This window comes from Actinomycetospora soli, assembly GCF_021026295.1.
GTDB lineage: Bacteria > Actinomycetota > Actinomycetes > Mycobacteriales > Pseudonocardiaceae > Actinomycetospora > Actinomycetospora soli.
The window spans coordinates 231480-256830 of record NZ_JAJNDA010000004.1 but is presented as its reverse complement, the minus strand read 5'-3'; the positions used below and the strand labels follow the sequence as shown (position 1 = coordinate 256830).

Annotated in this window: 20 protein-coding genes; 16 read left to right on the top strand and 4 right to left on the bottom strand. The window is 76.6% G+C overall.

Going from position 1 to position 25351, the window contains the following annotated elements; all coding sequences use genetic code 11:
• Position 1: 1 nt before the first annotated feature.
• On the bottom strand, positions 2 to 2989 hold the full coding sequence (locus tag LN037_RS08210) for an AfsR/SARP family transcriptional regulator (protein ID WP_230751447.1): 2988 nt from the start codon (positions 2987 to 2989) through the stop codon (positions 2 to 4).
• An 83-nt stretch (positions 2990 to 3072) separates the two neighbouring features.
• A complete protein-coding gene (locus tag LN037_RS08205) occupies positions 3073 to 4410 on the bottom strand; it encodes an MSMEG_0569 family flavin-dependent oxidoreductase (RefSeq protein WP_230751446.1) in 1338 nt (445 codons plus the stop codon).
• Positions 4411 to 4675: 265 nt separating this feature from the next.
• Between LN037_RS08205 and LN037_RS08200 the strand changes: the two genes are divergently transcribed.
• The 9 genes from LN037_RS08200 to LN037_RS08160 all read left to right on the top strand — a co-directional run bounded on the left by LN037_RS08200 (position 4676) and on the right by LN037_RS08160 (position 13312).
• Positions 4676 to 5194, top strand: coding sequence for an MSMEG_0572/Sll0783 family nitrogen starvation response protein (locus LN037_RS08200; RefSeq protein ID WP_230751445.1), 519 nt, complete (start codon positions 4676 to 4678; stop codon positions 5192 to 5194).
• Between the two features lie 88 nt (positions 5195 to 5282).
• The gene (locus tag LN037_RS08195; RefSeq protein WP_230751444.1) at positions 5283 to 6404 is read left to right on the top strand and encodes an MSMEG_0568 family radical SAM protein; all 1122 of its coding nucleotides are present in this window, start codon (positions 5283 to 5285) and stop codon (positions 6402 to 6404) included.
• Positions 6405 to 6409: 5 nt separating this feature from the next.
• Complete coding sequence (locus tag LN037_RS08190) at positions 6410 to 7936, top strand: MSMEG_0567/sll0787 family protein (protein WP_230751443.1); 1527 nt, start codon at positions 6410 to 6412, stop codon at positions 7934 to 7936.
• Positions 7936 to 8775 carry a carbon-nitrogen hydrolase family protein gene (locus LN037_RS08185; RefSeq protein WP_230751442.1) on the top strand — a complete coding sequence of 280 codons (840 nt, stop codon included), beginning with the start codon at positions 7936 to 7938 and terminating at the stop codon, positions 8773 to 8775. Before LN037_RS08190 ends, LN037_RS08185 begins: the two co-directional genes overlap by 1 nt.
• Positions 8776 to 8786: 11 nt before the next feature.
• Positions 8787 to 9614: a carbon-nitrogen hydrolase family protein gene (locus LN037_RS08180; protein WP_230751441.1), complete on the top strand. Its 828-nt coding sequence runs from the start codon at positions 8787 to 8789 to the stop codon at positions 9612 to 9614.
• On the top strand, positions 9611 to 10696 hold the full coding sequence (locus LN037_RS08175; RefSeq protein WP_230751440.1) for an MSMEG_0565 family glycosyltransferase: 1086 nt from the start codon (positions 9611 to 9613) through the stop codon (positions 10694 to 10696). The genes LN037_RS08180 and LN037_RS08175 overlap by 4 nt, the downstream gene beginning before the upstream one ends.
• Positions 10697 to 10786: 90 nt before the next feature.
• A complete protein-coding gene (locus tag LN037_RS08170; protein WP_230751439.1) occupies positions 10787 to 11314 on the top strand; it encodes a hypothetical protein in 528 nt (175 codons plus the stop codon).
• 9 nt (positions 11315 to 11323) lie between these two features.
• Complete coding sequence (locus LN037_RS08165) at positions 11324 to 12052, top strand: mycothiol-dependent nitroreductase Rv2466c family protein (protein WP_230751438.1); 729 nt, start codon at positions 11324 to 11326, stop codon at positions 12050 to 12052.
• Positions 12053 to 12106: 54 nt separating this feature from the next.
• Positions 12107 to 13312: an MFS transporter gene (locus LN037_RS08160; RefSeq protein ID WP_230751437.1), complete on the top strand. Its 1206-nt coding sequence runs from the start codon at positions 12107 to 12109 to the stop codon at positions 13310 to 13312.
• Between the two features lie 17 nt (positions 13313 to 13329).
• On the opposite strand, the gene LN037_RS08155 is transcribed toward LN037_RS08160, so the two are convergent.
• A complete protein-coding gene (locus tag LN037_RS08155) occupies positions 13330 to 13668 on the bottom strand; it encodes an MGMT family protein (RefSeq protein WP_230751436.1) in 339 nt (112 codons plus the stop codon).
• 45 nt (positions 13669 to 13713) lie between these two features.
• Here LN037_RS08155 and LN037_RS08150 point away from each other — a divergent pair, with 45 nt between their 5' ends.
• From LN037_RS08150 to LN037_RS08120, 7 genes are all read left to right on the top strand, one after another.
• Positions 13714 to 14109 (top strand): DoxX family protein, encoded by a 396-nt coding sequence (locus LN037_RS08150; RefSeq protein ID WP_230751435.1) that lies wholly within the window; start codon positions 13714 to 13716, stop codon positions 14107 to 14109.
• Positions 14110 to 14144: 35 nt separating this feature from the next.
• Positions 14145 to 17393: an ATP-dependent helicase gene (locus LN037_RS08145; protein ID WP_230751434.1), complete on the top strand. Its 3249-nt coding sequence runs from the start codon at positions 14145 to 14147 to the stop codon at positions 17391 to 17393.
• 8 nt (positions 17394 to 17401) lie between these two features.
• Positions 17402 to 20806, top strand: coding sequence for an ATP-dependent helicase (locus LN037_RS08140; RefSeq protein ID WP_230751611.1), 3405 nt, complete (start codon positions 17402 to 17404; stop codon positions 20804 to 20806).
• A 113-nt stretch (positions 20807 to 20919) separates the two neighbouring features.
• Positions 20920 to 21897 (top strand): pirin family protein, encoded by a 978-nt coding sequence (locus LN037_RS08135; RefSeq protein WP_230751433.1) that lies wholly within the window; start codon positions 20920 to 20922, stop codon positions 21895 to 21897.
• 127 nt (positions 21898 to 22024) lie between these two features.
• Entirely contained in the window at positions 22025 to 23404 is a 1380-nt protein-coding gene (locus tag LN037_RS08130; protein WP_230751432.1) for an FAD-binding oxidoreductase, read from the top strand.
• Between the two features lie 29 nt (positions 23405 to 23433).
• On the top strand, positions 23434 to 24201 hold the full coding sequence (locus tag LN037_RS08125) for an FAD-dependent oxidoreductase (RefSeq protein ID WP_230751431.1): 768 nt from the start codon (positions 23434 to 23436) through the stop codon (positions 24199 to 24201).
• A gap of 31 nt (positions 24202 to 24232) precedes the next feature.
• Positions 24233 to 24955 carry an FAD-dependent oxidoreductase gene (locus tag LN037_RS08120; RefSeq protein ID WP_230751430.1) on the top strand — a complete coding sequence of 241 codons (723 nt, stop codon included), beginning with the start codon at positions 24233 to 24235 and terminating at the stop codon, positions 24953 to 24955.
• Here the strand turns inward: LN037_RS08120 and LN037_RS08115 are convergent.
• Positions 24952 to 25347, bottom strand: coding sequence for a DoxX family protein (locus LN037_RS08115; RefSeq protein WP_230751429.1), 396 nt, complete (start codon positions 25345 to 25347; stop codon positions 24952 to 24954). The two genes, LN037_RS08120 and LN037_RS08115, sit on opposite strands and share 4 nt — an antisense overlap.
• Positions 25348 to 25351 lie beyond the last annotated feature (4 nt).

Sequence of the window (25351 nt, the reverse complement as noted above, 5' to 3'; positions counted from 1 at the left end):
CTCAGGCGGGGAGGCCGAGGGCCCGCACCGCGTCGCGGGTCGCGACGACGTCCGGGTCGCCCAGGTGCAGGGCACCGCGGCGGGCGAGGGCCTCGGCGAGCAGCTCCGCGGCGCGGGCCGCGTCGCCCTCGACCAGGGCCAGCCGGGCGGCGGTCTCGGTGACCTGACCGATCACCGGTCCGTCCGCGGTCCGTGCGGCGGCGGCCCGGGCGGCCTCGACCTCGGTGCGGGCCTCCGCGAGCCGGTCGAGGTCCAGCAGGGCGGCGGCGCGCAGGTCGTGGGCGAGCGCCTCCCGCTGGGCCCGCCCGGGACCGAGGCCCTCGAACGACGGCGGGTGGGCCGCGAGCAGGTCGAGGGCGCGTTCCGGCGCCCCGAGCCGGCGCTCGACGTCGGCCTCGCTCCAGGCGAGCCAGGCCGTCGTCCCGGGGTCCCGGGAGCGGTCCGCGGTCGTGGCGGCCCGCCGGAGCTGCTCCCGCGCCTCGGCGGCGTCCCCGTCGCGGGCCGCGAGGGCGGCGAGACGCATGCGGTACTGGGGGACGTCGTCGACGTTGCCCAGTTCCTCGGCCAGGGCGATTGCCGCCGCGAAGGTGCGGCGGGCCTCCGCCCGGTTCCCGGCGAGGTCCTCCAGCTCACCGAGCGAGAACGTCATCATCCCCAGCCCGAAGCGGTCGCCGACGGCGGCGAACCCGTCATGGGCGGCGCGGAAGCAGCGTCGCTGCACCTCGAGGTCGCCCGCGTTCTCGGCGTGCACCCCCGCGAGCTGCGCCGCGGCGGCCCGCAGCCACGGGTCGTCGGCCCCCTCGGCGAGGGCGAGCAGCCCCGTCCGGTCGTCATCGACGAAGGCGCGCGCCGTCGGCTCGTGCAGCGCGACCACGGGGTGCCACGGCCGCGGCAGCCCGGGCAGCAGCGCGAGGACGGCGTCGGTGTGCTCGCGGACGTCGACGTCCGCGTGCAGGGCCGCCGTGACGGCCGCGTGCAGCGTGCGGGTGAGGGCGACGGCGGCCCCGGCGTCCGGCACCGGGAGGGCGAACACCCGGTCCGACCAGTGGATCAGTCCGGGCGTGTCGCCGCGCACGACCCAGCTCCAGGTCAGCGCCGCGAGCAGGCGGTGCGCGCGGTCGGCGTCCCCGGCGTCGACGGCCCGCTCCAGGGCCCGCACCGCCTCGCCCTCGACCTCCCGCACGACGGCGAGCGCGTCGAGCTGGGCGGCGCGGCGCAGGTCGGGCTCCACGGGTTCGAGGACGCCGAGCACCCACGTGGCGTGCGCCGCGAGCACCGCGTCCCGGTCGAGGGCGACGTCGAGCCGGGCCAGGGCGTACTCGCGGATCGTCTCGAGCATGCGGTAGCGGGTCGGCGCCCCGGGCGTCGCGACCACGAGCGACTTGTCCACCAGCGCGTCGAGCAGGTCGAGCGCGTCGTCGCCGCCGACGGCCGCGACCGCGCGCGCGTCGACGGCCCCGGCGAACACCCCGAACCGGGCGGCGGCCCGCCGCTCGTCGTCGGTCAGCAGGTCCCAGCTCCAGTCGACGACGGCCCGCAACGTCTGGTGCCGGGGCAGGGCGGTCCGTGCGCCCGTCGTCAGGAGCCGGAAGCGGTCGGCCAGGCGCGCGGCGATCTCGGCCGGTGCCAGGCTCCGGACGCGGGCCGCGGCCAGCTCGATCGGCAGCGGCTGCCCGTCGAGCCGTCGGCAGATCCCCCGAACGACCTCGGCGTGCTCGGCCACGGCGAAGTCCGGCCGGACGGCGACGGCCCGCTCCGCGAACAGGCGCGTCGCGTGCTCGTCGTCCAGCGCGCCGAGCGGGTGGAGCACCTCGCCGGGCACCCCCAGCGGCTCCCGGCTCGTGGCGAGGACGACGAGCCCGGGGACCGTCGTCAGCAGGTCGTGCACCAGGGTCGCCGCCGCGTCGACCAGGTGCTCGCAGTTGTCGAGCACCAGCACCGTGGGGCTGCCGGCCAGGGCGGTCCGCAGGCGGTGCAGGACGGCGTCGGGCGCGCTCCGGTCCCCGAGCGCGAGCTCCGGCCCGCCGACGGCGTGCAGCACGGTCGGCGCGACCTGGTCCGCGGCGGTCAGCGCGGCCAGTTCGGCGACCGCGACCCGCCGCGGGTCGTCGCGGACCGCCTCGGTCGCCAGCCGGGTCTTGCCCGCCCCGCCGGGACCGGTGATCGTCACCAGTCGCGCCGTGCCGGCCAGGGCGCGCAGCCGGGCGAGGTCGTCGTCGCGCCCGACGAACGAGGTCAGGGCCTGCGGCCGGGTCCTCCCGACGACGACGGGCTCGTCCTGCAGCAGCTCGGTGCGGGCGCGTCGGAGGTCCGGCCCGGGGTCGACGCCGAGCTCGTCGGCGAGCGTGGCGCGGGTGCGGTCGAGCACGGCGAGGGCGTCGGCGCGGCGCCCGCCGGCGTGCAGCTCGCGGGCCAGGGCGATGGCCGTGGTCTCCCGCAGCGGGTCGGCATCGAGGACGGCGAGGAGGGTGGCGCGCCCGACGTCGGTCCGGCCGGCGGCGAGCCCGCGGGCGGCGAGCTCCTCCGCGGCCCCGGCCCGGGCGTCGGCGAGGCGGGCGGCGGCGGGCCCGGCGAACGGGAGGTCCCGGACTCCGCCGAGCACCGGCTCCTGCCACAGCGCGAGGGCCTCGGTGAGCAGGGCGACCGCGCGGCCGTCCTCGGGTTCGCCGGTCGCGGTGCGCCGGAGGGCGCCGAAGCGCAGCGCGTCCACCTCGTCGGGGTCGACGGCGAGCAGGTAGCCGCCCGCGGCGCTCCGGACCCGGTCGGCCCCGAGCGCGCGCCGCAGCCGGGAGGCGAGGGACTGCAGGGCGTTCGCGGTCGACGGCGGGTCCTCGCCCCACAGCGCGTCGACCAGGGTGGCGGCGTCGACCGGGTGCCCGGCCTCGAGCGCGAGCCGGGCCAGCAGACCCCGCACCCGGGGCCCGGCGGGCAGGAGCTCGCGCCCGTCGTCGTCGACCACCGAGACGGGGCCGAGCAGCCGGATGGACACCGCGTCATTGTGCCGCCGCGCGACGATGCGCCGTTCCCGTCACCGGGTGCACGCAGTGACGCACTGCGTGCACCCGGCCGACGTCAGCTGCCCAGCGCCAGCACGTTGCAGACGTCGCCGCGGCCGCCGGTGCCGGTGAGCCCGCGCTGGGAGCGGATGCGCTCGGCGAGGTAGCGGGCGTCGTCGCCGACGCCGGAGAACCGCCCCGAGCCCCACGTCCACTGCCACGGCAGGCCCAGGAAGTACAGGCCCGGTGCGCTCGTCACGCCGCGCTGGTGCCCGGGGGCGCCGCGGCCGGAGAAGACCGGCACGTCGATCCACGAGAAGTTCTGTCGGAACCCGATGCACCAGACGACGGACGTGATGCCGGAGGACGCGAGGTCGAGCTCGGTGGTCTCGGCGGACGGACGCCAGACCGGGGTGTACCGCTCCTCGGTGGGCGCGTCGATCTGCTGCGTGGCGATGTACTTGTCGATCGTGTCCTTGATCGACTCGGAGACCTCGTCGGCGTGGTCGAGGCGTTCGGTGAGGTCGGGGTCGAAGTGCAGCATGCCGTCGCGGTGGTCGGTCATGAGCCCGTAGAGCCGCATGCCGTCGCGGGCGTGGGCGCGCAGGTCGATGTCGCGCCCGCCGTCGCGCCCGGTGACGTAGTGGTTGGCCTGCGCCCGGACGGCCTCGCGGCGCGGGTGCTCGGTGACGGGCATGCGGTAGTAGCCCATCTCGTCGAGCCAGTCGGTGACGTCGCGGCCGCGGTAGAACCGGGCGACCCGCGGGGCGTCCCCGACGACGAGGTGCACCCGCCGGCCCTCGAGGTGCAGGTCCTCGGCGATCTGCGCGCCGGACTGCCCCGACCCGACGACGAGCACCTCGCCCGGCGGCAGCTGCGCGCCGCTCCTGTAGTCCTGCGACTGGACCTGCACGACGTGCGCGGGCAGCGGCTGCGACATCGGCGGCGTGATCGGGGTGTGGTAGCCGCCGGTCGCGACGACGACCTGGTCGGCCGTGCACTCGCCCGCGGTCGTCGCGAGGTGGTAGGTGCCGTGGTCGTCGCGGAACAGGCGGGTGACGCCGACGCCCTCGAGCAGCGGCGGGTCGACGAAGTCCCGGTACGCCTCGAGGTAGTCGACGATCTGGCTCCGCACCATGAACCCGTGCGGGTCGTCCCCGCGGTAGGGGAAGTCCGGCAGGGCGCACTGCCAGTTCGGCGTGACGAGACAGAACGTGTCCCACCGGTAGGTCTTCCACGAGTGCGCCACGGAGTCGCGCTCGAGGACGAGGTGGTCGACGCCGGCCCGGTCCAGGCAGCGGCTCATCGACAGGCCGGCCTGGCCGCCGCCGATGACGACCACGGGACGGTGGACTCCGGTGAGGTCGCCCGGGACGTCGGGGCGGCCGCGTGCAGGGAGCGGCGTGACGGTCATGGCCGGGTGTTCCTTCCCGAGGCGTGGGCACGAATGACGGCAGCGTTCGCCCGAAGTGTTTCCGAATGGTTGCGCGCGGAGGGCCGCTGCATTTCGGCGTGTTTCGCAACACGGGGGTCATGAACGGCCCGACCGGACACGGGGTCGTAGTCACTCGGAAACGAATCCGACACGCACGGTTGGTGAGCTTCTGCGGCAACGGCACCCCGGGTCCCACCCGGTCGCGGCGCCGGCCCCGAATCCCCGCCACCGTCAGGAGACCGTCATGACCACGGCCGAACTGTCCGACGTCGAGCAGAAGAGCCTCGACGAGATCCCGCACCCCTCGCTGCCCGAGGGGTCCAGCATCTACGGCGGCACCAAGGTCTTCCCCGACCTGCAGGCCGAGAGCGGCGAGACCTACTTCACGCTGGTCCACGGCATCGCCCACGAGTCGTCGGTCAGCTTCGTCGCCGTGCTGCAGGCCACGCGAGCGCTGCGCAAGGGCTTCGAGTCGGCCATGTACTTCTACGGCCCCGGCTCGCTGAACTGCCTCGCCACCCGCGGGTTCCCGACGACGGGGACCTCGGCCTTCCCGGGCGAGCACAACATCAACGACCAGCTGAAGACGTTCATGGCCGAGGGCGGCAAGGTGTTCTGCTGCCGATTCGGGCTCTCGCTGCACGGCGCCCGCGAGGAGGACCTGATCGAGGGCGTCATCCCGACGCACCCGCTCGACGTCCAGGACGCGCTCATCTACTACGCACGCAAGGGCGCGATCATCAATTCCACCTACCAGCTCTAGGTGCCTCCGGCCCGTGAGTACTGGTGACGGTCATCGCCGTCACGAGTACTCACGGGCGGCCCCGCCGCACATCGAAGGAGGTCCCCGCGTGTCCGCTCCCGCTGAGTCCCGGTCCGGGCTCGACGTCCGTGCCGAGGTGGCCGTCCGCGGTGTCGCGGTCGACCTCGGTTCCACCATCCCCCTGCGTCGCCCCGGCGGTGCCGGCCCCTCCGACGACGGGCACCTGCTCGTCGACGGGTTGCGGACCACCCTGCCGATCGACCCGTCGAGCCCCTTCCGGCTCCGGGACGGCCGGCTCGTGCGCACCGGCCCCGACGGCGGGGTGACCGACCTCGGCGTCGAGGTCGACACGGTCGCCCGGCCCGCCTTCTACGACCTCACCACCGCCGACGGCGTCCGCTACGAGCAGATCGCGCGGCTGCACGGCGACGACGTGCTCGCGACGACGGTCGTGCAGACCTGCGTGCGCTACGGCTCGGACGACGACGCTGCCGACCGCTGCCGCTTCTGCGCCATCGAGCAGTCGCTGCGCAGCGGCGCGACGACGGCGGTGAAGACCCCCGCCCAGCTCGCGGAGGTCGCCGAGGCCGCGGTCCGGCTCGACGGCGTCCGCCAGATGGTCATGACGACGGGCACCAGCAACGGCCGCGACCGGGGCGCCCGCCACCTCGCCCGCTGCACCGCGGCGGTCCGGGCCGCCGTGCCGGGCCTGCCGATCCAGGCGCAGTGCGAGCCGCCCGCGCCCGACGACCTGGCGGCGCTGCAGGCGCTGCGCGACGCGGGGGCCGACGCGATCGGCATCCACGTCGAGTCCCTCGACGACGCCGTCCGCCGGCGCTGGATGCCGGGCAAGGCGACGGTGCCCCTGGAGCAGTACTGGACGGCGTGGCACGAGAGCGTCCGGCTCTTCGGCCGCAACGCCGTCTCCACCTACCTCATCGTCGGCCTCGGGGAGGACCCCGACGAGCTGGTCGCCGGCGCGGAGCGCCTGATCGACGCCGGGGTGTACCCCTTCGTCGTCCCCTACCGCCCGATCCCCGGCACCCTCGCGTTCGCCGACGGCGACCCCGCGCCCGACCCGGGTCTGCTCGCCGACGTCACCGCCCGCGTCGCGGCGGCCCTGCGCGCGGCCGGCATGCGCGGCGCCGACCAGGCGGCGGGCTGCGCGGCCTGCGGGGCCTGCTCGGCCCTGTCCGCGGCGGGGGGCTGATCGCGATGGCACCGCCGTTCGACGACGTGGCCTTCCTGCCACTGGCTGACAGCAACGACGCTTTCCTGCCACGGGGGAGGGCCCTGACCGCCGCCGAGGAGATCCTCGGCGGGCTCGTGCACCCCCGCCGTGACGTCACGGTCTCCGAGGCGCCGGCCGCGGACGCGACCCACCCCGACGTCGTGGCGCACCGCGCCCTGCGCCGCGCGGTGTTCGTCGACGAGCAGCGGGTGTTCGCCCACGACGACCTCGACGACGTCGACACCGATCCCCGCGCGCTGGTGCTCGTGGCCCGCGACCCCGACGGCACCGTGCTCGGCGGCGTCCGGCTCGGTCCCGCCCGGCCCGGCGAGCCCGACCTCGGCTGGTGGACCGGCAGCCGTCTCGCGGTCGCACCGTCCGGCCGGCGGCGCGCCGGGATCCGGATCGGCGCCACCCTGGTCCGGGCCGCCGTCGCCCGCGCGGAGACCGCGGGCGTGCTGCGCTTCGAGGCGGAGGTGCAGGCGCCGAACACGGCCCTGTTCACCCGCCTCGGCTGGGACACGGTCGCGCCGTCCCGCACCGTCGGCGGCGTCGCGCACGTGCGGATGCGCCACCCGATGGACCGCATCCGGCGTCTCGTCGCGGCCACGAAGGCCCCGCTGGCCGACCTCGTCGCGGGCCTCGCCCCGCCGGGCTTCGTCGGCGACGACGGCGCCCCCGTCCCCGGCACCGACGTGGTCGCCGCCTGCGACGCGATCCTGCCCGCGATGGTCGAGCGCGACCCGGAGTGGGCGGGCTGGTGCTCGGTGCTGGTGAACCTCAACGACCTCGCCGCCATGGGCGCGCGGCCCGTGGGCCTGCTCGACGCCGTGGGCGGCGCGGACGCGGCCGCGGTCGGGCGGGTGCTGCGCGGCCTGCGCGCGGCGGCCGACGCCTACGGCGTGCCGGTCCTCGGCGGACACACCACGGTCGACGTCCCGGCCTCCCTCGCCGTCACGGCGCTCGGCACCACGACGCCGTCAGGTCCGGCTCCGCTGCGCCACGCGTCCCGCCGACCCGTCCCCGCGGGGGGCGGACGGGTCGGGCACGCGGTGCGCCTGACCGCCGATCTCGACGGCGGGTGGCGTCCCGGGTACACCGGCCGCCAGTTCGACACCACCTCGCGGCGCCGCCCCGAGGAGCTGCGCGCGATGGTCGGCGCGATCGGCCCGGACGCCCCGTACCGCCCGGCCGCGGCCAAGGACGTGAGCATGGCGGGCCTCGTCGGGACCCTCGGGATGCTCGCCGAGGCGAGCGGCACGGGCGCCGTGCTGGACGTGGCCGCCGTGCCGCGACCCGCCGGGGTGGGGGTGGCCGACTGGTTCACCTGCTTCCCGGGCTTCGCCCTGCTCACCACCGACGAGCCGGGGGCGCCGCTCCCGGCCGCGGGACCCGCCGTCGGGAACGCGTGCGGGGAGCTGGTGGAGGGGACGGGCGTCGCGCTGCGCTGGCCCGACGGGGAGACGACGACAGCGGTCACGGACACCGTGACCGGACTCGGGAGGGCCTGATGCTCACGTTCGCCGCCGCCGCGGAGGGCTTCGTCCGCGACCTGGACGAGGACTTCCGGCGCATCGAGACCCTGATCGGCCGGGCCCGCGCGGCCGGGGCCGACCTGCTCGCGCTGCCGGAGGCCGCGCTCGGGGGCTACCTGTCGTCGCTGCACGGCGATCCGGACGACGTGCCGCCGCAGCTCGACCCGGACGGTCTCGAGATCGCGCGCCTGGCGGCGCTGGCGGGCGACCTCGTGGTCACCGCGGGCTACTGCGAGCGCGGCGACGCCGCGTCCGACGGGCGGCCCTACAACAGCGCCGTCGCGGTGCACGGGGACGGCGTGCTCGGGCGGCACCGCAAGGTCCACCAGCCGCTGGACGAGAACAACTCCTACGCCGCGGGCGACCGGTTCGCCGCGTTCGACTCCCCGGTCGGGCGCATGGGGATGATGATCTGTTACGACAAGGCGTTCCCCGAGGCCGCCCGCGCGCTGGCCGTCGACGGGGCGCGGGTCGTGGTCTGCATGTCGGCGTGGCCCGCCTCCCGGACGAACCGGGCGCCGGTGCTCGCCGACGACCGCTGGACCCGCCGCTTCGACCTGTTCGACCGGGCCCGGGCGCTGGAGAACCAGATCGTCTGGGTGTCGGCGAACCAGGCCGGCGAGTTCGGGTCGATGCAGCTCGTGGCCAGCGCGAAGGTCGTCGACCCGGGCGGGGAGGTGCTCGACACCACCGGCACCCGCGCCGGCCTGGCCGTCGCGTCGATCGACGTCGACGACGCCGTGGACTCCGCCCGGCGGTTCATGGGCCACCTGCGCGACCGACGGCAGGCGAGCTACGCGTCCGTCCCGGCCTAGGCCCCGCCACCGTGCTCCGCATCGCCGCGGCGGCGGCCCACTTCACCCGCGACCTCGACTTCGACCTCGAGCGGATCGGCGTGATCGTCGCGCACGCCCGGGACGCCGGCGTGGACCTGCTGGCGCTGCCGGACGGCGCGCTCGGCGGGTACGTCACCGACCTGCGCCCGGAGGACCCCGACGACCTCGACCTGCCCCCGGCCCTCGAGCCGAACGGCGACGCGGTGCGCTCGGTGATCGACGTCGCCGGGGAGATGGTGGTCTGCCTGGGGTACTGCGAGCGGGGCCCGGGCGGGGAGCTCTACAACGCCGCGGTGGCGCTGTGCGGGGACGGCATCCTCGGGCGGCACCGCAAGGTCCATCAGCCGGCCGGGGTCGCGAAGCTGCTCACCCCCGGCTGCGGGTTCGCGGCCTTCGACTCCCCGGTCGGGCGGCTCGGGATGCTGATCGACCACGACAAGACGTTCCCGGAGTCGGCCCGCACGCTGGCGCTCGACGGGGCGACCACGATCGCCTGCCTCTCCGCCTGGCCGACCTCGTTGACCAACCGGGCGCCGCGCATGGCGCAGGACAAGCAGGCCCGGCTGTTCGACCTCTACGACCAGTCCCGCGCCGCCGAGAACCAGGTCCTGTGGCTCTCGGCGAACCAGAGCGGCCGCTCGGGGACGCTGCACTTCCTCGGGCGGGCGAAGGTCGTCGGGCCCGGCGGGGAGATCCTCGCGCGCACCTGGTCGAAGGGCGGGCTCGCGGTCGCCGAGGTCGACGCCGAGGCGATGGTCGACGCCGCCCGCACCGTCCTGCACCACCTCGACGAGCGGCGCCCGGGAGCCTATTCGTGAGGATCCGGCTCTCCACCTACTCCACGAAGCCGCGGGGCGGGGTGGTGCACACGCTGGCCCTCGCCGAGGCGCTCGCCCGGGCCGGGCACGACGTCGAGGTCTGGGCGCTCGCCCGCGGTGGCGACACGGCGTTCTTCCGCGACGTGGTCGTGCCGATCCGGCTGGTCGAGGTGCCCGAGCTCGAGGGCGAGTCGGTCGGCGACCGCATCCTGCGCTCGATCGCCCTGCTGACCGCGGGGCTCGCGGCGGCCGGGCCGGTCGACGTCCGCCACGCGCAGGACTGCCTCACGGCCAACGCTGAGGGCGCGGCGCACGGCTACGCGGACCTCGTGCGCACCGTGCACCACCTCGACACCTTCACGACGCCGTCGCTGGCGGCCTGCCACGAGCGCGCCCTCGTCGAGCCCGCGCAGCTGCTCTGCGTCTCCGACGCCGTCGCCGCCGAGGTGGCGGCGGGCTGGGGCAGGCCCGCACCCGTCGTCGGGAACGGGGTGGACGCGGCCCGCTTCGCGGCCGCCGAGGCCGCCGGGGCGGGGGAGCCGTGGCGGGCGCGCTTCGGCCGCTACGTGCTCGCCGTCGGCGGCATCGAGCCGCGCAAGGGCACGCTCGACCTGGTCCGCGCGATGGCGTCGGTGGACGCCCCGCTCGTGGTCGCCGGCGGCGACACCCTCTTCGACTACCGCGGCTACCGCGACGAGGTGTTCGCGCTCGCGGCCACGCTCGGCGTCGAGCCGCAGGTGCTCGGCGCCGTTCCCGACGACGAGCTCCCCGGGCTCGTGGCGGGTGCGTCCGCCTTCGCGTTCCCCTCGACCAAGGAGGGCTTCGGGCTCGCGGCGATGGAGGCGCTGGCGGCCGGGGTGCCCGTCGTCGCGCGGGACCTGCCGGTGCTGCGCGAGGTGTTCGCCGGGGCCGTGCGCTTCGCCGCGGACGCCGACGCGATCGCGGTGCAGCTGCGGTCGGTCCTGGCCGGCGACGACCCGGGCGGTCCGGCGCGGACGTCGGTCGGCCGGGCGCTGGCCGCCTCGCACACCTGGGACACGGTGGCGGCGCGGCACCTGGCGGCGTACCGGTCGTCGTCCTGACGGCCCGCCCCCTCCGGGTGGCAGGAAAGCGTCGTCGCTGTCGTCCAGTGGCAGTTCCGCCGCATCGTCGGCGCCGCTAGCGTGATCGCGGTGCGGATCGGGCGGGAGCGGCTGACGCTCGTCGGGTGGGGCCGGTTCGCGCTCGACGTCGAGGTCGCGGTGTACGGCACGGTGGTGCTGCTGACCGTGCTCGCCGTGGCGCAGGACGACGGGATCGACGACTTCGCCGAGGCCGTGCAGGTCGTCGTCGGGCCGCTGGTCGCCACGTTCGCGGCCCATCTGTTCGCCTCGGTGCTGGCGGCCGTCAACGCGCACCGGGCCCTGCCGTCGGGGGCCCGCTTCCGGGCCCTGACCGCGCACGCCGCCCAGTACCTGCTCCTCGCGGTGCCGCCGCTGGTCGTCGTGCTCGTCTACGGGCTGGCCGGCATCGGGGCGCCGCACGGGGCCGACGCCGCCATCGACCTGGTCGCCGACCTCGGGCTGCTCCTGCTGGTGGTCCTCGGCGGGGTCGGGGGCTGGCGCGCCCTGCCGCGCTGGTGGTCGGCCGTCCTCGGCGCCCTCGCCGCGTTCGTGCTCGGCCTCGTCGTCATCGTCCTGCGCATCCTCATCGAGCACTAGCGTGGGGGCGTGGCTGATCCCGACGTCCGGTACTGGTTCGACCCGGTCTGCCCCTACTGCTGGCTGACCAGCGGCTGGGTGCGCACCGTCGCCCGTCGCCGGGGCCTGACGGTGCAGTGGCAGTTCATCTCGCTGCGGCTGCTCAACGCGCACGTGGACTACGACGCGCAGTTCCCGCCGGAGTACGAGGCCGGGCACACGGCCGGGCTGCGGCTCCTGCGGGTGTGCGCCGCCGTGCGCGAGGGGCACGGCGACGAGGCCGTCGGGCGGTTCTACGAGGTGCTCGGCGACGCGGTCTTCGAGCAGGGCGAGGTCCCCGAGCACTCGAGCGAGCGGGAACGCCGCGGCACGCGGGAGTTCGTGTTGCCCGTGCTGGAGCGGGCCGATCTGCCGACCGACCTGGCGGACGCGCTCGAGGCGGACCGGTACGACGCGACGATCCAGGCCGAGACCGACGAGGCGCTCGCGCTGGTGGGCAAGGACGTCGGCACCCCCCTGATGCAGATCGACCCGCCCGACGGGCTCGCCTTCTTCGGCCCCGTGATCAGCCGCCGGCCGACCGAGGAGCAGGCCGAGGAGCTCTGGGACCACGTGGTGGGGCTCGCGAGCTTCCCCGGGTTCGCCGAGCTCAAGCGCAGCCTGCGCGAGCGCCCGCAGCTCCCCGCGTTCGGCGTGGCCGCGGGCGAGGTCGGGCTGGTGGAGGACTGGCACGGGGGCAGCCGCCGGCAGCACCGGTGACGTGACACGCGATGGCGCGCGACCCGCCGTCGCGACTGCTTAGGGTGGCGAACGATGAGCGCCCAGGCGGAGGCCCCGCCCACCCACCTCGGCCGCCCGACCGTGCTGCTGCTCGCCGTCGTGTGCGGCGCGGCGGTGGCCAACATCTACTACGCGCAGCCGCTGCTGCCCGTCGTCGCGCAGGCCTTCGGCGTCGGGGAGGGCACGGCCGGCTACCTCGTCACCGCCTCGCAGATCGGCTACGCGCTGGCCCTCGCCTTCCTGGTGCCGGCGGGGGACATCCTCGAACGACGACGGCTGGTCAGCGGCCTGCTCGCGCTCTCCGGTGTGCTGCTGCTCGGCGCGGCGGCGTCGCCCTCGCTGGGCGTGCTGCTCGCGGCGGTCGCGATCGTGGCGGTGACCTCGGCGGTCGCCCAGATCGTGGTGCCGATGGCCGCGTCGCTGGCCTCCGACGCGACCCGCGGTTCGGTGGTCGGCACCGTCATGAGCGGGCTGCTCGTCGGCATCCTGCTCGCGCGCACGGTCGCGGGCCTGGTCGCCGAGATCGGCGGCTGGCGGCTGGTGTTCGTGCTCGGCGCCGTGGTCATGGTTGTCCTCGCCGGGCTGGTGCGGCTGGCGCTGCCGCGGGTGCCGGTGGCGGCGACGGCGACCTACCCGTCGCTGCTGGTCTCGGTCGCATCGATCGTGCGCCACGACTCCCTGGTCCGGCGTCGGATGCTGCTGGGCGGCGTCGGGTTCGGCTGCTTCACCATCCTGTGGACCGCGCTGTCGTTCCTGCTCGCCGCCCCGCCCTACTCCTACGGCTCCGGGGTCATCGGGCTCTTCGGGCTGGCCGGCCTGGCGGGCGCGTCCGCCGCGATCGGGGCCGGCCGGTTCGCCGACCGCGGCCACGGCCGCCGGACCGTCACCGTCGGACTGGTGCTGCTGCTCGCGAGCTGGGGGCTGCTCGCGCTCGGCGGGAGCTCCCTGGTCGCGCTCATCGCGGGGATCGTCGTGCTCGACCTCGCCCAGCAGCTGCTCCAGATCAGCCACCAGCACGCCATCTACTCGCGGCGCCCGAACGCCCGCAGCCGTGTGACCAGCGCCTTCCTCGTGTCGGCGTTCATCGGGGGCGGGATCGCGTCGGCGCTGACGTCGGGTCTCTACGCCACCGTCGGCTGGCCCGGGGTGTGCGCGCTCGGAGCCGTGGTGTCGCTGGTCGGGCTCGCGGTCTGGGTGCTCGAGCTGGTCCGCCCGGCCCCGGCGGAGCCGGTCGACTGACCGGCGCCGACCCGTCGTCAGGACGGGCCACCCGGCCCGGACGAACGAGTCGTTCGTCCCGGATCCGGGGGCTCGAACACGTGCCGCTGGTCCTTCGCCGCGCGGGCGTCGACGACCAGCACGCCCTCGGCGGTCAGTCGGCGGATCTGCTCGACCGCGATGTGCGGCGCGGGCGTCCCGGTGGTCCGCAGCACGCGGTGCCACGGGACGTCCGCCCCGTCCTCGCGCAGCACCGTGCCGACCACCCGGGCCGAGCGCTCGCCCGCCGCGGCCGCGACGTCGCCGTAGCTGCACCACGAGCCCTCCGGGATCGAGGCGACCACCGCCCGGATCCGCTCGTGCCGTTCCTCGTCCACGGCCTGACAGTGTGCGCCGCCGTGCCCGGGGGGCACCCTCCGGCCATGACGACCACGCCCCTGCAGGACGCCGCGCGGGTCGGCCTCGGCACGTTCCTCGTCGGCGCCGGGCTCTCCCACCTCACCGTCGCGCGCGAGGGCTTCCGGGCCCAGGTGCCGCCGTGGGTGCCGATCGACGTCGACGACACGGTGGTGATCTCGGGCTGCGCGGAGGTCGCGCTGGGCACGGCCCTCGCGGCGTTCCCGAAGGAGCGGGTGAAGATCGGCACGATCGCGGCCCTGTTCTTCACCGCCGTCTTCCCCGGCAACCTCGCCCAGTGGCGGCACCGCCGCGACGGGCTGGGCCTGAACTCCGACCGGATGCGGTTCCTGCGCCTGTTCGCCCAGCCGGTGCCGATCGCGGTGGCGCTGTGGTCGTGCGGCGTGGTGCCCCGCCGCTGACGAGGTTGTCGGGGGGTCGTGGTTCCCTCGGGGGCATGACGGTCGAGTCGGCTCCGAGGCTGCTGCGGTCGGCCACGCGGCTGCCCACGGATCTCCTGCTCGACGACGGGTCGCGGCGGGTCCTCGAGCACCGCGCGGGCTTCCTGCGCGTGCTCGGCGGGCCCGGGACGGGGAAGACCACGCTGCTCGCCGAGCGGGTGGCGCGGCTGCTGCACGCCGAGCCCGACACGGGCTCGCTGGTGCTGGTGGGCGACCGGCGGTCCGCGGCCGCGCTGCGCGAGCGGATCTCGGCCCGACGCCGGGTGCTGGCCGGCGAGGTGGGCGGGGGACTGACCGCCGCCCGGGAACCGCTGGTGCGCAGCGTGCACTCCTACGCGTTCGCGGTGCTGCGACGGCACGCCGCGCGGCAGGACCAGGCGCCGCCGCGTCTGCTGCCGGGCGCCCAGCAGGACGCGATGGTGCGGGACCTGCTCGCCGGCGAGGCGGAGGGCGTGGGCCGCGGCTCCGGCTGGCCCGCGCGCCTGACCCCGGCGCTGGAGGCGCCCGCCTTCGCCGCCGAGGTGCGGGACCTCCTGCTGCGCGCCGCCGAGCGCGGACTCGGCCCGCGGGAGCTGCGCGCGCTGGGCAAGGAGCACGACGTCGCGGTGTGGGTGGCGGCCGCCCGCTTCTACCAGTCCTACGAGGAGGTCACGCTGCTGCGCGCGGCGGCGGGCTCGGCGAACCCGCTGGCCTCCGCGCCGCCGCTGGACGCGGCCGAGCTCGTCGCCGCGGTCCTGGACGCCTTCGCGCAGGACTCGGGGCTGCTGGAGGCCGAGCGCGCGGCGGTGCGCCACCTCGTGGTCGACGACGCCCAGGACATGGACCCCCAGCAGCTCGAGCTGGCCCGCGTGCTGGGGAGCACCGCCACCACCTCCCTCCTCGCCGGCGACCCCGACTCCTCGGTGCTCGGCTTCCGCGGCGCCGCGCCGGGCCTGCTGCGCGACGCCGACCCGGGCGGTGACGCCACCGCCGTGCTCCGCGTCGACCACCGGGGCGCCCGCGCGGTGCGCGACGCGGTGTCCCGGGTGGTGGAGCCCCTGCGCGGCACCGGACCCGCCCGGACGCGGACCGGCCCGCCGGGGGAGGACCCGGACGCCGGGGCGGCCACCGTGTCGGTGTTCGCCACACCGGGCCACCAGGCCGCGTGGGTGGCCGACACGCTGCGTCGCGCGCACCTCGTCGACGGCGTGCCGTGGTCGCGGCTCGCGGTCGTCGTCCGCTCGGTGCCGCTGTCGCTGCCGCCGCTGCGCCGTGCCCTGCTCGCCGCCGGGGTGCCGCTCGCGGTCCCGGCCGACGACACCCCGCTGGCGGCACTGCCCGCCGTCGCGCCGCTGCTCACGTTGCTGCGCGCCGCGGCGGCGGCCGCGACCGCGCCGCCGGCCGAGGCGCTCGACGCCGACACCGCCCTCGGGCTGCTCGTGTCCCCGCTCGGCGGCGCGGAGCCGCTGGGCCTGCGCCGGCTGCGCCGCGGCCTGCTGCGCCTGCACGAGGGCGGGGCCACCGGCGAGTCGCGCTCGAGCGACGAGCTGATCGTCGACGTCCTCGTCGACCACCTGGCGGGCCGGCCCGACCGGCTGACGCTGCTGCCCGACGCCGACGTCACCCCGCTGCGGCGGGTCGCGCGCCTGCTCGCGACCGCGGTCGAGGCGATCCGGGCGGGGCAGAGCGTGCCCGACGCGGTGTGGTCGGTGTGGTCGGCCAGCGGGCTGCAGCGACGCTGGGTCGCGGTCAGCGAGCGCGGCGGGGTGTCCGGGGCCCAGGCCGACCGGGACCTCGACGCGGTCGTCGCCCTCGTCGAGCGCGCCGGGCGCTACGCGGAGGAGCTGCCGGGCGGCACGGTCGCCGGCTTCGTCGCGCAGGTCGACGAGCAGCGCATCCGCAGCGACTCGCTGGCCCCCCGCGCGCCCGACGGCGAGGCGGTCGCGCTGCTCACCGCCCATGCGTCCCGCGGCCGGGAGTGGGACGGGGTCGTCGTGCCCGACGTGCAGGAGGGCGTGTGGCCCGACCTGCGGCGCCGCGGCACGCTGCTCGGCGTCGAGCGGATGATCGACGTCCTCGCGGGCGTCCCCGACGACCCGGCGCTGTCCACCCGGGTGCCGCTGCTCGACGAGGAGCGGCGGCTTTTCGCGGTGGCGCTCTCCCGGGCCCGGCACGCCGTGCACGTCGGGGCGGTCGAGGCCGAGGACGTCACGCCGTCGCGCTTCCTCAACGACGTGGCACCGTCGGTGGCGGCTGACGACGCGCCCCGACCGCGGGTCCGACCGCGGCGCTCGCTGGTGCTCGCCGAGCTGGTGGGCGACCTGCGGCGCGCGGTGACCGACCCCGACGCCGACCCGGCGCGGCGGGAGCGCGCGGCCGCCCACCTCGCCCGTCTCGCCGAGGCCGGGGTGCCCGGCGCCGACCCCGACGAGTGGTACGGCCTGCTCGAGGTGTCCAGCACCGGGCCGCTGCGGGAGGACGGCGCACCGATCGCGGTGAGCCCGAGCGCGGTCGAGACCATCCTCACCTGCCCGCTGCGGTGGGCCCTGCAGGCGCACGGCGGCGACGACTCCGACTCGCTCGCCTCGGTCACCGGGTCACTGGTGCACGCGCTGGTCCAGCGGGCCGCCGAGGGCGCGGGGGAGCGGGAGCTCGACGAGGCGCTGGACGTCGCGTGGGCGTCGGTGGACGCCGGCGCCCCGTGGTTCTCCCGCCGCGAGCTCGCGAACTGCCGCGCCATGCTGCGTTCGTTCCTGTCCTGGCGGGACGCGTCGCGGCGGGAGCTCACCGAGGTCGCGGTCGAGGAGTCCGTCGCCGCCCGGCTGGCGGAGGGGGTCGCCATCCGCGGGCGCGTCGACCGGCTCGAGGTGGACGACCGGGGCCGGCCCGTGATCGTCGACGTGAAGACCGGCAAGACACCGATCAGCGCCCCCGCCGCCCAGGAGCACCCGCAGCTCGCCGTGTACCAGCTGGCGGTGGCGCTCGGGGCGTTCGGCGAGGTCCTCGCCGGGCCGGCCGACTCCGCCGCCCGCGCGGTGCCGGGCGGCGCCCGGCTGATCTACCTGCAGCGCGACGGTGCCGAGGCGAAGACGCGCGCGCAACCCCCGCTCGACGACGAGGGGGTCGAGCACTGGCGGGAGCAGGTCGCCACGGCGGCCCGGCTGACCGCCGGGCCGCGCTTCGTCGGGCAGGAGAACGACGCCTGCCCGCGCTGTCCGGTGCGCACGGCCTGCCCCGTGCACACCTCGGGGAGGCAGGTGCCGTGACCGGTCCGATGACGGGGCTCATCGACCCGGCGGAGCTCGCCGAGCGGCTCGGGCTGCGCCGGCCCACCGACGAGCAGGCCGAGGTGATCGCCGCGCCGTTCGCCTCGGCGCTGGTCACGGCGGGTGCCGGGTCGGGCAAGACGGAGACCATGGCGGCCCGCGTCGTGTGGCTGGTGGCCAACGGCGTCGTCACGCCCGACCAGGTCCTCGGGCTCACCTTCACCCGCAAGGCGGCCGGACAGCTCGCCGACCGCATCCGCAAGCGGCTGCGCCGACTCGCGTCCGACCCGCTGCTCGACGAGATCGACCCGAGCGGCGAGCGCCGGGTGCTGGTGCGCACGCTCGAACCGACCGTGTCGACCTACCACGCGTACGCGGGGCGGCTGCTCACCGAGCACGGGCTGCGGCTGCCCACCGACCCGGGCGCCCGGCTGCTCTCGCCCACCGCCTCGTGGCAGCTCGCGCACCGCGTCGTGTCCTCCTGGGCCCGCGACCTCGACACCGCGCTCGTCCCCACCACCGTCACGCAGTACGTGCTGGCGCTCGCCGGGGAGCTGGGGGAGCACCTCGCCGACCCGGAGGCGCTGCGCGCGCACACCGAGGCGCTGTGCCGGGTGATCGAGTCGACCCCGGCGGCGAAGCGGCAGAAGGCGGGGCTGCCGCAGGCCCTGGTCAAGATCGTCGAGCGGCAGCGGTTCCGGGCGGCCCTGCTCCCGCTGGTGGCCGAGCTCGCCGCGCGCAAGCAGGCCGAGCGGTGCCTCGACTTCGCCGACCAGATGGCCGCGGCCGCCCGGCTCGCCGACGGGCACCCCGAGGTGGGCCAGGCCGAGCGGGGCATGTTCCGCGCGGTCCTGCTCGACGAGTACCAGGACACCGGTCACGCGCAGCGGATCATGCTGCGGGCGCTGTTCGCGGGCGACGAGGCCACGGCGGTCACCGCCGTGGGCGACCCCTTCCAGTCGATCTACGGCTGGCGCGGGGCGAGCGCGGCGAACCTGCCGCGCTTCGTCACCGACTTCCCCCGACCCGACCCGGATGGCGAGTGGGTGGCCGCCCGCCGCTTCGGCCTGCTCACGAGCTTCCGCAACCCGCCCGAGGTGCTCGACCTGGCCAACGGTGTCGTCGAGCCGCTGCGGGACCCGTGGGCCCTCGACGGGGTGGGGGAGCTGCGCGCCTTCGCCGGGGCGCCGCCGGGGGACGTGCGGGTGGCGCTGCACCCCGACGTCGTCGCCGAGCGGGAGTGGCTCGCCGACGCCGTGGCCGACCGCTGGCGGGCGGCGCTCGACGCGGACGAGCCGGCCCCGACCAGCGCCGTGCTGGTCCGGCGCCGCGCCGACATGACCGAGATCGCCGCGGCGCTGCGCTCGCGGGGCCTGCCCGTCGAGGTCGTCGGCCTGGGCGGTCTGCTCGACGAGCCCGAGGTGCGCGACCTCGTCTCCGCCCTGCGGCTCGTCGTCGACCCGCTGGCGGGCGGCGCCGCGGTCCGGCTGCTCACCGGGGCGAGGTGGCGGATCGGAGGGGCCGACCTCGCCGCGCTCTGGCGCCGGGCGCGGGAGCTCGCCGCCCCGCCGACGCCGCCCGACCTGCCGACGGCGGCCGCCCCCGACCCGATCGCCGACGCCCTGCCCGGGGAGCACGCCGAGCGGGCGGGACTGGTCGACGCCCTGGACGACCCGGGGCCGGCGACGCGGTACTCCCCGGCCGGGTTCGCCCGGATCACGCGGCTCGCGCGGGAGCTCGCGGGACTGCGCCGCCGGGTGACCGCGCCCCTGGTCGACCTCGTCGCCGACGTCGAGCGCACGCTGCTGCTCGACGTCGAGGCCGTCTCGCGGCCCTCGGCCGTGGGGCGGGCGCACCTCGACGCCTTCGCCGACGTCGTCGCCGACTTCAGCGGTGGGGCCTCGGCCTCGGGCGGCACGGCCACCCCGACGGCGCTGCTCGCCTACCTCGACGCCGCGGAGGACGCCGAGGACGGGCTGACGCCCGGCGAGGTCGACGTCGCCGCGGCCTCCGACCCGGCGCTGGGCGGCACCCGGGTCCAGGTGCTCACCGTGCACGCCGCGAAGGGCCTGGAGTGGCAGGTCGTCGCGGTGCCGCACGTCTGCACGAAGGTGTTCCCCGGTCCGAAGCTCAGCGGGTCGTGGCTGACCACGATCCCCTCGCTGCCGGTCGACCTCCGCGGCGACCGGCCCGACCTCCCGGCCCTGGACGTCGCGGGCGTCGCCGACCGCAAGGAGCTCACCGAGCGGCTCGACCGGCACGAGCAGGAGTTCGACGAGCGCCGGCTCGTCGAGGAGCGGCGCCTGTTCTACGTCGCGCTGACCCGCTCCGAGCGGACGCTGCTGGTGTCCGGGCACTGGTGGGGCGAGTCGGGCAGCACGCCCCGTGGGCCGTCGGACTTCCTGCAGGAGGTCGGGGCCCTCGCCGGCGCGGGCGGCGCGGTGGTGGACACGTGGGCCGACCCGCCCGAGGAGGGCGCCGAGAACCCGCTCGCCGAGCGCGTGCGCACCGAGGCGTGGCCGATCGACCCGCTCGCCGAACGGCGGGACGCCGTCGAGCAGGGCGCCGCCCTGGTGCGCGCGGCCCGCGAGCGGCCGGCGGAGCTCCCCGACGAGCCCGATCCCGACGGGTGGGCCGCGGACGTCGACGTGCTGCTCGCCGAGCGGGCCGCCGCCCGCGAACGGCACGCCCGGGTGCTGCTGCCCCCGCAGCTGTCGGTGAGCCAGCTCGTCGACCTCGCCGCCGACCCCGACGCGCTCGCCCGCCGGCTGCGCCGGCCCGTGCCGCGGCCACCCGACCCGCGGGCGCGCCGCGGGACGGAGTTCCACGCGTGGGTCGAGCGGTGGTTCGCCCGCACCGAACTGCTCGAGTTCGACGAGCTGCCGGGCGCGGCCGACGACGCCGCGGACACCGACGCCGAGGCCGCCGCCGACCTCGCGGTGCTGCAGGAGCGCTTCACCGCGAGCCGGTGGGCGACCCGCACCCCGGTGGCGGTGGAGGTCCCGTTCGAGACCGAGGTCGAGGGCACGCTGGTCCGGGGCCGCATCGACGCGGTGTTCACCGACCCCGACGGCGGGGCCACCGTGGTCGACTGGAAGACCGGGGCCCCACCGGGACCCGAGGCGATGCCGGCCCTGTCGGTCCAGCTCGCCGCGTACCGGCTCGCGTGGGCGGCACTGACCGGCACGCCCGTCGAGCGGATCCGCGCGGCGCTGCACTACGTCCGCGAGGACCGCACCGTCACCCCCGCCGACCTGCTCGACGCCGCCGGGCTGCGCGCCCTCGTGGCGAGCGTGCCGGTCGAGGTGCGCGACCCCGTCGGGGACGACGCCGTCCGCGGCGCCGACTTCGTCGACGACGAGGCCGACCCCGACACGACCGGCTTCGACGACGGCGACCCCGAGGTGCGGTGACCGGAGCACCGGCGGCGAGGGCGACACCGGTGGCCTGCCTCCCCCCGCGACCGGGGCGCGGGACGGTCGGACGCTCCTGGCGGCGAGCGCAGGACGAGGGGGATGATCGGGGCGTGAGCAACGTCGAGACCGCGCCCGACGAGGTCCTGTGCGACGGCCGCGAGGCCCCCGACGCCACGGTCGAGATCCTCACGCCGCGCGAGGTGCCGCTCGGCGGCCCGCGGGCGATGACGGTGCGCCGCACCCTGCCGCAGCGGCAGCGCTCGCTGATCGGGGCCTGGTGCTTCCTCGACCACTACGGCCCCGACGACGTCACCGTGTCCGGCGGGATGGACGTCGCCCCGCACCCGCACACCGGGCTGGCCACCGTCAGCTGGCTGTTCACCGGCGAGGTGGAGCACCGCGACTCCCACGGCGTGCACGCGATCGTGCGGCCCGGCGAGCTGAACCTCATGACCGGCGGCCACGGCGTCTGCCACTCCGAGGTCTCCACCCCGGACACCACCGTGCTCCACGGCGCCCAGCTCTGGCTGGCCCTGCCCGACGCCCACCGGGACACCCCGCGGTCGTTCGCCCACCACGCGCCGGACGCGGTCGACCTCGTCGGCGCCACGCTGCGGGTGTTCCTCGGCGAGCTCGCCGGCATCAGCAGCCCCGTCGAGACCTTCAGCCCGCTGCTCGGCGCCGAACTGCTGCTCGACCCGCACGCGACGGTGGGCCTCGACGTCGACCCCGCGTTCGAGCACGGGGTGCTGGTGGACACGGGCCGCCTCACGATCGGCGGCGAGCCCGTGGCGGCGGCCGAGCTCGCCTACGTCGCCCCCGGGCGCGAGCGGCTGGACCTCGCGAACCCCGGCGACGAGCCGGCCCGGATCCTGCTGCTCGGCGGCACCCCGTTCGGCGAGCAGATCGTCATGTGGTGGAACTTCGTCGGGCGGTCCCACGACGAGATCGTCGCGTTCCGCACCGCGTGGGAGGACGACCCCGAGCGGCGCTTCGGCCGGGTCTCGGGCTACGTCGGGAAGGACGGCGGGACGGCACGCCTCCACGCGCCCGCGCTCCCGAACGCCACGATCCGCCCGCGCGGCTAGGAGCTCTCACGCTCCGTGCCGGATCCAGCGCGGAACTGCGTCTTGTATGACGCAGAGTGCTCGCTCTACGGTCAGTGACACTCGCCACTCACCCGAGTGGCCCTGCAGTGATAACGGAGAGCTGACCATGACCGAGCTGGCTGCCCCCACGACGTCCACCACTGCGCGCCTCGGCCTCGACCAGCTCCGCAGAACCGTGTCCGGACCCGTGTGGGATCCCGGGGACGTCGGCCTCGTCGCCGAGATCGCGGGCTTCAACCTCGCGCCGGTCCACGAGCCGGTCGGCGTCGTCGGGGCGACCGACGCGGCCGACGTCGCCGCCGCGGTCCGCTGGGCCCGGGCCCACGACCTCGGGGTCGCCGTCATCGCGACCGGGCACGCCGACTTCTCCCACCGCGGCACGCTCGTCGTCTCCACGAAGCGACTCGACCGCTGTGACGTCGACCCGCGGGCGCGCGCCGTCACCGTCGGCGCGGGCGTGAAGTGGGCCCGGGTCCTCGAGGCGGCCGCGCCGTACGGCCTGACCGCGGTCACCGGCTCCTCCTCCGACGTGGGCGTCGTCGGCTTCTGCACCGGCGGCGGCATCGGTCCGATGATCCGCCGCTTCGGCCTCGGCTCCGACCAGGTCCGCGCCATGCAGGTCGTCACCGGCACGGGCGAGATCCGCGAGGTCGGTCGGGGCGACGAGCTCTTCGACGCGATGCTCGGGGGCAAGGACGCGGCCGGGATCGTCGTGGAGATGACCGTCGAGCTCGTGGAGGTCTCCCGCTTCCACGGCGGCGCGATCTTCTACGACGCCGCCGACGCGCCGGCCGTGCTGCACGCCTGGCGGGCGTGGCAGGCACGCCTGGGCGAGAACACCACGACCTCGATCGCGATCCTGCGCATGCCGGACCTCGAGGCCGCCCCACCGCCCCTGCGCGGGCGCACCGTCGTGCACCTGCGGTTCTGGCACCTCGGGCCGGAGATCGAGGGCCTCGAGATCCTCGCGCCGATGCGGCGGGTCGCGACCCCGGTCCTCGACATGGTGGGCGACCTGCCCTCGATCGCGATCGACGTCGTGCACTGCGACCCGACCGACCCGATGCCCGCGTGGATCACCGGGGGGTACCTCCGGGAGATCACCACGGAGACGATCGACACCGTCCTGGCGGTCGCCGGCCCGCAGCACGAGCTGCCGGTCGTGGTCGTCGAGCTGCGCCAGACCGGGGGGCAGGCGCTGCGCGGCACACAGGGGGTGGCGGCCCGCGCGCCGTACGCGGTCGGCGTCGTCGCGCCGATGGTGCCCGAGCTCGTCGACGTCGTCCCCGCCCTCGGGCTCGGCCTCGTCGACGCCCTGGCGCCCTGGTCGGCCGGCACCGTGCCCGCGAACTACGCCTCGCCGCAGACGATCGCCGCGCGGCCGGGGGCGTGCTGGACCGACGACGGACGGGCGCGGCTCGCCGCGGTCGTCGCCCGGACCGACCCGGACGCCGTGCTCGGCGGACGCCGGCTCGGGCTCCGGTAACACCACCAGGTCGACGACGGGGGGACGTCATGACCATCGATCCACAGGACCTGCCCACCCGGCGCGGACCGCGCGCCGGGCGGGCAGGCCAGGCCGCCGCGGAGCTCGAGCCGCTCGTCGACGGGCCCGTCCACGCGCCGCACTCGGCGGAGGCGGCCGTCGAGCTCGCCGTCGACCCGGCCGTGGCGGCGCTGCCGCGGCTGCTCGCCGTCGTCGGGGCCACCAGCACCGCCGACGTCGCCGCGGCCGTCGGGTGGGCCACGATGCACGACGTCGGCGTCGTGGCCCTCGACCCGCGGCCGCACCGGCCGGCCCTGGCGACCGCCGTCCCGACGGCGGGTTCCAAGCCGGTGCTGGCCGTCTCCCGCAGCCGGATCGACGGCGTGCACCTGGACCGGGCGGCGTGGACGCTGCGTGCCGGCGTGGGGGCGTCGTGGCCCGCGGTGTACCGGGCCGCCCCGGAGGAGGACCCCGCGCCGCGGACGCTCCTGCACCGCCCCGGCCTGGTCGCCCACGGCGTCGGGTCGGTGACGAAGCGCGGGGTCGTCCTCGTCACCGGCGACGGGACGGTGCACCACCTCGGGGCCGGCTCCGGGGATCCCGAGCTGTGGTGGGCCTACCGCGCCCAGCCCGAGCGGGTCGGCATCCTCACCGAGGTCGTGCTCGACCCCTGGGACACCACGATGCTCCAGCGGCGGACGGCGTGGAGCGCGGGCGAGCGGATGCGCTTCGCCGACGTGATGCGCCGCCACGACCCGTTCGGCACGCTCACCCGATCGATCGGCCAATCCGGATAACCCTTCCGGGTCGGCGAACGATGCACCGGGCGTGACCATCAGTCCGCGCCCGCACCACAGCGGCGCCACCGGCCGCGTGGCCCGCGCGGCCCTCGAGCTCGGCGACCTCGTGCACGGTCCGGTGCTCCCGCCGTACACGGCCGACGCCGCCGTCGAACTGCTGCGCACCACGTCGATCGGCCGGCCCCCGTCGCGTCTGCTCGCGGTGGTCGGCGCGACCGGTACGCCCGACGTCGTCGCCACCCTGACCTGGGCGAACGAGAACGACGTCGAGGTCGTGGTCCTCGACCCGCACACCGCGCAGCCGCCGAGCCGGACGAACCGGCCCGCCGTCGCGCTGTCGCTCGCGCGCGCCGACCGCGTGGTGGTCCGGGACGGGCTCGTCCACGCGGGCGTCGGCGCGTCGTGGGCGCAGGTCCGCCGGGTCGTCGGCGCGGGCGGCGGCACCGTCCGCGTGCCGCGCCGCCCCGACACCGTGGCCGACGCCCCGGGCGCCGGCGGTCTGCGCGGGGTCACGCTGGTCACCGGCGACGCCGTGGTGCACCCGCTCGCCGGCGCGCACCCCGACCCCGAGCTCTGGTGGGCCTTCCGCTGCCGCCCGGAGGCGGTCGGCGTGGTCACCGAGGTCGTCCTCGACGCCGACGGCGCCGGGCCGGCCCTGCTCGCGGCCGAGCCGGGCGAGGCCGACGAGGCGCGCTTCGCGTCCCTCGCCCGCCGCCACGACCCCGCGGGCGTGCTGGGCCTGCCCGCCTAGGAGTCCGCCCGCACCCGCAGGGCGTGCGTGATCATCGGGTACTGCAGCGGCAGGCGCCCGAGGGCCACGGCCCGCCACGGCCACGGGCGGCGGCGCCAGTCCCAGGCCATCTGCACGTTGGCGGGGAACACGGCGAGGAACAGCCCGACGGCGGCCGTCGCCCCCAGCCGCCGCGTCCGCGGCACGGCGACCGCGGTCCCGACGGCGAGCTCGGCCACGCCGCTCGCGTAGGTCCAGAACCGGGCCTCGCCGGGAATCCAGGGCGGCACCAGCGTGTCGAACGGTGCCGGCGCCGCGAAGTGCAGCACCCCCATCCCCAGCAGCGGGTAGGCGAGCAGGGCCGCGGACGTCCCGGGGGACGGACGGCGGCGACGACGCAGCGAGAAGGCCATGTCG

Excerpts from the sequence above, each read along its gene's own strand:
- LN037_RS08205 (WP_230751446.1), bottom strand. The coding sequence starts at position 4,410 with ATGACCGTCACGCCGCTCCCTGCACGCGGCCGCCCCGACGTCCCGGGC.
- LN037_RS08115 (WP_230751429.1), bottom strand. The coding sequence starts at position 25,347 with ATGGCCTTCTCGCTGCGTCGTCGCCGCCGTCCGTCCCCCGGGACGTCC.
- LN037_RS08200 (WP_230751445.1), top strand. The coding sequence starts at position 4,676 with ATGACCACGGCCGAACTGTCCGACGTCGAGCAGAAGAGCCTCGACGAG.
- LN037_RS08150 (WP_230751435.1), top strand. The coding sequence starts at position 13,714 with ATGACGACCACGCCCCTGCAGGACGCCGCGCGGGTCGGCCTCGGCACG.
- LN037_RS08190 (WP_230751443.1), top strand. The coding sequence starts at position 6,410 with ATGGCACCGCCGTTCGACGACGTGGCCTTCCTGCCACTGGCTGACAGC.
- LN037_RS08145 (WP_230751434.1), top strand. The coding sequence starts at position 14,145 with ATGACGGTCGAGTCGGCTCCGAGGCTGCTGCGGTCGGCCACGCGGCTG.
- LN037_RS08125 (WP_230751431.1), top strand. The coding sequence starts at position 23,434 with ATGACCATCGATCCACAGGACCTGCCCACCCGGCGCGGACCGCGCGCC.
- LN037_RS08130 (WP_230751432.1), top strand. The coding sequence starts at position 22,025 with ATGACCGAGCTGGCTGCCCCCACGACGTCCACCACTGCGCGCCTCGGC.
- LN037_RS08160 (WP_230751437.1), top strand. The coding sequence starts at position 12,107 with ATGAGCGCCCAGGCGGAGGCCCCGCCCACCCACCTCGGCCGCCCGACC.
- LN037_RS08185 (WP_230751442.1), top strand. The coding sequence starts at position 7,936 with ATGCTCACGTTCGCCGCCGCCGCGGAGGGCTTCGTCCGCGACCTGGAC.
- LN037_RS08140 (WP_230751611.1), top strand. The coding sequence starts at position 17,402 with ATGACGGGGCTCATCGACCCGGCGGAGCTCGCCGAGCGGCTCGGGCTG.